Origin of the sequence: Flavobacterium sp. UBA4854, from assembly GCF_002399805.1 — a bacterium.
Taxonomy (GTDB): domain Bacteria; phylum Bacteroidota; class Bacteroidia; order Flavobacteriales; family Flavobacteriaceae; genus Flavobacterium; species Flavobacterium ginsengisoli.
Window position 1 is genome coordinate 62642 of sequence record NZ_DHEI01000153.1, and the last position, 5969, is coordinate 68610.

At 35.4% G+C, this 5969-nt stretch carries 4 protein-coding genes; all 4 read left to right on the plus strand.

The window, feature by feature from the left end:
* Window positions 1-2325: SusC/RagA family TonB-linked outer membrane protein (locus B3J44_RS22155; protein WP_286971482.1), on the plus strand; the 2325-nt coding region annotated here is incomplete at its 5' end.
* Between the two features lie 8 nt (window positions 2326-2333).
* Window positions 2334-3827 (plus strand): RagB/SusD family nutrient uptake outer membrane protein, encoded by a 1494-nt coding sequence (locus B3J44_RS22160; protein WP_286971484.1) that lies wholly within the window; start codon window positions 2334-2336, stop codon window positions 3825-3827.
* A 98-nt stretch (window positions 3828-3925) separates the two neighbouring features.
* The gene (locus B3J44_RS22165) at window positions 3926-5008 is read left to right on the plus strand and encodes a SusE domain-containing protein (protein ID WP_286971485.1); all 1083 of its coding nucleotides are present in this window, start codon (window positions 3926-3928) and stop codon (window positions 5006-5008) included.
* Between the two features lie 113 nt (window positions 5009-5121).
* On the plus strand, window positions 5122-5969 hold an 848-nt coding region (locus B3J44_RS22170; protein WP_286971486.1), incomplete at its 3' end, for an alpha-amylase family glycosyl hydrolase.

The window sequence follows — 5969 nt, forward strand, 5'->3', positions numbered from 1 at the left end:
GGTTCTAGAGGTGCTTCTGGTGTAATTATGGTTACTACTAAAAAAAATAAAGCAGGCAAAACTACTATAGAATATATTGGAAATACTTCTATTGATTTTATCCCAAAAAAATTGGATATGCTAGATGCAAATCAATGGTGGGAAGCTGCACAAAAAGTTGGTGTTCCTGCATCTGCAAATCACGGTTCTAACACAGATTGGTATGGTCTTTTGACTAAAACTGGAGTAACTCAAAACCATACTTTGTCTTTTGGCGGTGGTGCTGATAAATTTAGTTATAGAGCCTCAATTAGTGCGATTTTGCAAGATGGGGTTGTAATTAACTCAAACAATAAAAAATACATTGCCCGTGTTCAGGCATCACAAACTGCCTTAGACGGAAAATTAAAACTGACTTATAATTTAAACAACGGAACCGATTTTACAACATCTAGTATTCAATCTATCGGACGTGTAAATTATGTTTCTAACTTAATTACAAATGCATATTTAATGCGCCCAACTGATCCTGTCTTTAATACTGACGGAACGTATTTTACAGATCCAAACGTTTTTCAATACTTAAATCCATACGCTGCGCAACAGGAAATTATAAATGAGTCTGAGGCTGATAATTTATTTGGAAGTTTAAAAGCTGACTTAGATTTATTTGATGGTTTAACAGCTGGATGGTTTGGAAGCTGGAGAAAAACCAATAAAACTATAGGTTTTTATGATCCTGCAAAATCTACAGATTCGCACGCAATTGATCAAAAAGGCTTTGCTAATATCACAGATAGCAGACAAAATGAAAAATTGATGGATATTAGCCTGAATTACAAAAAGACTTTTGGTCCTCACAGCCTTAATGTTTTGGCTTTGTACGAATGGCAAAAACAATTATACCAAGATAATTATTCTCAAATAAGAGGTTTTATTAACGACATAACAACTTATAATAGTCTACAGCTTGGAGATTTCTCTAAAGTTCTTCCTGGAGATATGAAATCGTCTAAATCAGATAGAACTTTAGTTTCTTTCTTAAATCGTATTAACTACTCTTATGCAGATCGTTATTTATTTACGGCAAGTTTAAGAAAAGACGGTGCTTCTGTTTTTGGATCTAATCAAAAATGGGGTTATTTCCCTTCTGCTTCTGTAGCTTGGCAAGTAACCAAGGAGTCATTCATGGCAAACCAAACACTATTTAATGAGCTTAAATTACGTGCAGGATATGGAGTTACAGGAAATCAGCAAAATTTATTGCCACAAGGTTCAATTGCATTAGTTGGACTTGGAGATCCTTCAACAATTTATTTTGGAGGTCAGCAAATCACAAACTTTTTTCCAAGCCAAAATGCAAATCCTGATTTGAAATGGGAAACAAAAAAACAAACCAACATTGGTCTTGACTTTGCTTTGTTAGAAAGTAGATTACGAGGAACTATCGATGTTTATACTTCTACAACTGATAATTTATTATTTGATTATACAGTACCTCAGCCTCCATATCCTTACAATAAAATTAAGGCAAACGTAGGAAGTATTTTGAATAAAGGTCTTGAAGTTTCTCTTGCTTATGATGTAATTAAAAATGAAAATACAACTCTTACACTTGCAGGAAACGTTTCGCTAATAAAAAACGAAGTGCTTAATTTAAGCGGAAGCATCAATGGCGTTCCTTTAAACACAGATTATGTTGCTTGGGGAGCAAATGGCGCTAACTCTTATTTAATAAAAGGGCAGCCTGTTGGAACTTACAATATTTTACATCATACAGGTGTAGATGCTGCAGGAATTGAAACTGTTGAAGATCGTGATGGAAATGGTATAATTGATCAAGGTGACAGAAGCCCAGATAGAGTTATTAGCGGATCCGCATTACCAAAATATACTTATGCATTTAATCCAACTTTTGTCCACAAAAATTTTGATGCTTCAATGTTGTGGAGAGGTTCGGGAGGAAATAAAATCTATAACCAAGTACGTGCCAATATAAGCCGTCTTGAAAATATTGGTAAATCTAACATTTTAGCAAGTGCTGTAGACGAAGGTATTTATTCTTCTCCTTATGCCTCAGATATGTATTTAGAAGATGGTTCATTCTTGCGTCTAGAAAATGTTACTGCTGGATATAATTTTCGTTTCACAGATGTTAAATACATCGAATCTGTTAGAATCTCACTTACTGGAAACAATCTTTTACTTATTACCAACTATTCTGGTATAGACCCAGAGGTAACTTTGAGTGGAAGTGGTAAACCTGAGGACAACTTTGGTGCAGATAGAGGAATTTATCCTCGTACAAGAAGTATCGCTATAGGTTTAAATGTAAAATTTAAATAGTAAAAGAAATGAAAATCAAAAATATATTAATACTAGGGAGTTTAACTTTCCTGTCTCTTGTTGGTTGCACCAATATTGATGAAAATGTGTACGATAAATACCCTCAGAACGATTTTTATAATTCACCCGAAGGTGCTGATGTCGCCCTTGCCAGTGTTTATGGCCAAATTGGAGGAAATTGGGATGGAAAGGGTTATGCTGGAGCTGATAACGGCTGGTACGATTTAAACTGTATGTCGGCAGATGAACAAGTTATTCCGCATAGAAATACAGGTGATTGGCAGTTGGATTTTGCTCGTGTTTACATGCATCAATGGCTTCCAACAGATTTAATGGTAAACAATACTTGGAATTGGCTTTACAAATCTATTTTCGCTGCCAATTTAGCTGTTTCTCAACTGGAAACCGCCAAAGCCGATGCGTCAAAGATTGCAGAAGCTAAAGTATTGCGCGCTTTTTTCTATTATTTATTAATGGACGATTACGGAAACATTCCTTTCTACACAGACAATAACACAACCGTAGATAAAATTCCGCAAGTGAGTCGTAAAGAAGTTTATGATTTCATTGTAAAAGAATTGACCGAAAATGTAGAATTGCTTTCTGGAACAAAAGGAGGAAATTATTACGGGCGTTTCAATAAATGGGCTGCTTATACCTTATTAGCAAAAGTATACTTAAATGCAGAAGTTTATACAGGACAAGCAAAATGGGCTGAGTGTTTAGCCACTTGTCAAAAGGTTTCTGAAGGAAACTTTAATCTTCACCCTGCATCAAACAATGCTTCAAGTCCGCTTGGAAATACGTATTATGAATTGTTTGGTGATGTGCTACCAGATGACGAAACTATCCTTTCTATATACACTACTGTAGATGTTGTGTCTAGAAATATTTTTACAGTTAGAAGTTTATACGGTCCTCACTGCCAAGCTCTTTTTGGATACAGCGGATGGAATGGTACAATTGTTCCAAAAGATTTTTATCTAAAATATACTGACAATGATATTCGTAAAAAGCAATTCTTAATTGGAGAACAACCAGGCGGAACAAACTACACTCTTGATATAAGTTCATTGGATAATCCTGGAGCTGGTGCGCAAGAAGGTGTTCGTAACGTTAAGTTCTATCCAGCAACTCCAAGAAACGGAGGAGGAGCATCAAACGACTTTCCTATTTACAGATATGCAGATGTTCTTTTAATGATGGCAGAATGTAATGTTCGTTTAAATAATCCTGCCGCTGCAAAACCATCTATCGATGCTGTTAGACAACGTGCTGGTTTAGGCGCTTTGGATAATGTGCCAACTCTAACTGATATTTATAACGAAAGAGGATTAGAATTGAACTGGGAAGGTCACAGAAGACAAGATATGATTCGTTTTGGTACTTTCTTATCGACAAAACAATTCATGGAAAGTTCAGAAGAATATAGAAAAATATATCCTATTCCAACTTCTGCTTTAAATGCTAATCCAAGTCTTAAACAAAATCCAGGTTACTAATTAAAAGTACTTGATATGAAATTGCCGTTCCTCAAAAATAAATTCAATAAAAGAAGTTCGGCAGTCTCATGGTACTTTAAAACAAATAATAACTACATATGAAAAAATATATAAATAGATTATTTGCACTTACAGCCTTGCTTATTGTTGGAGCTGCTTGTGAAAATGATGCCGAATTGACCTATCTAAAAGATGTTCAGTTCCCATCTGAAATAAAAATTACACCAAGTACCACTTTTGTGCTTCTGGAAGACAATGCAGATACAGATGCAATTACCATTTCTTGGGATAAAGTTACTTTTCCTATTGAAGCGCCTGTAACATATGCAGTACAATTTGATGTTCCCTCAGATATTACAGGCTCAAATGCATGGCTAAATGCAACTCGTATTGAAGTAGGACAAGATGTTTTGACTAAAACTTTTTCAGTTAGAGATTTCAATAAAATTGCAACAGATTTAGGTTTACCTGCAGATAAAGCCAACAAACTTATTGTACGTGTTGAAGCTCAAATGGACAGAAAAGTTTTTTCAAAAAATGTTGAATTAACGGTTACTCCTTACGAAAAAGCAATTGTTTTTGGCGAAATTTACATGCCAGGATCTTACCAAGGCGAATGGAATGTTGAAACTGCATCAGTTTTAACTGCTATTGAAAAAGGCGTTTACCAAGGTTATGCCTCAGTTCTTCCAGGTTATGGAACAGGATTTAAAGTAAATACTGCTAGAAACTGGGAAGAATTTTATGGTTCTAGTGGTGGCGATAACATCCAAAAAATGAATACAACAGATTTACAAATGCCTGGCGAAGGTTCTTATCAAATTAAAGTAAATCTTAATACTTTAAAATGGTCTGCAACAGCTTATGCTTGGGGAATTGTTGGAACAGCTCAAACTGGCGGATGGGATAACAGCACACCGATGAGTTATGATCATCAGACAAAAACATGGAAAGTAACAGCAGATTTGGTTCCTGGAGCATTAAAATTCAGATTGAACAACAAATGGGATGTTAATTACGGACCAAAAGATGCTACAACAAATACAATTAATCGTGACGATCAAGGTTCTTATACCATTACAGAAGCAGGAACTTACGACGTTACATTCACGATTGATGAAACAGATCCAAACACAAATGGCTATCCTGCAACAGCAACTTGCACTATAGTTAAAAAATAATCTAACATATTCATACATGATAGATTAGTTTTGAGTGATACCTGCCTTTCTGAGCAAAAGGCAGGTTATCTAAAAACTAAAGCTCAAATTCTATCAAATTTAATTCTAAAATTATGAAGTCTAATGCCAACATTTTTCTTGCTTTACTGCTTTCTTTAGCTTTTATATCGTGCAGTTCTTCTGAAGAAAATCCGAAACCAGATCCAAACACGGGAACAGAAAACGAATATCAGCAATATGGATCCCCATTTGATAAAGTTGCAGCCAATGAAGATGCCGTAATTTATCAGGTAAACGTACGTTCTTTCAGTCCAGAAGGAAACTTAAAAGGCGTTCAGAAACGACTTGGAGACATTCAGAAATTAGGTGCAAACGTCATTTATCTGATGCCTATTTATCCTGTTGGAAAAATAAAAATGGCAGGAAAATTAGGTTCTCCTTATTCAATTAAAGACTATAAAGCCGTTAATTCTGATTATGGAAACTTAGAAGACCTACGCGCTCTAGTTACAGAAGCACACAGCAAAAATATGGCGGTAATTTTAGACTGGGTTGCCAATCATACTTCTTGGGATAATCAATGGATTACAACACATCCAGACTGGTACCAGAAAGATGCCAGCGGAAACATTACAATTCCGCCAGGAACCAACTGGCAAGATGTTGCACAATTAAATTATACTAATGCAGAAATGAAAAAAGCCATGATCGATGCCATGTCTTATTGGGTTTATAATGCCAATATTGATGGTTTCAGATGTGACGCTGCCGATTTTGTTCCTGTAACTTTCTGGTCAGAAGCAATAACTAAAATCCGTAAAATCAAAAACCAAAGAATGATTTTAATGGCCGAAGGTTCAAGAGCCAATCATTACGATGCTGGATTCGATTATACTTTTGGTTTTGCTTATTTCGGTGCTTTAGAAAAAGTATTCTCAGAAGCGCAGTCTGCAAGTTATCT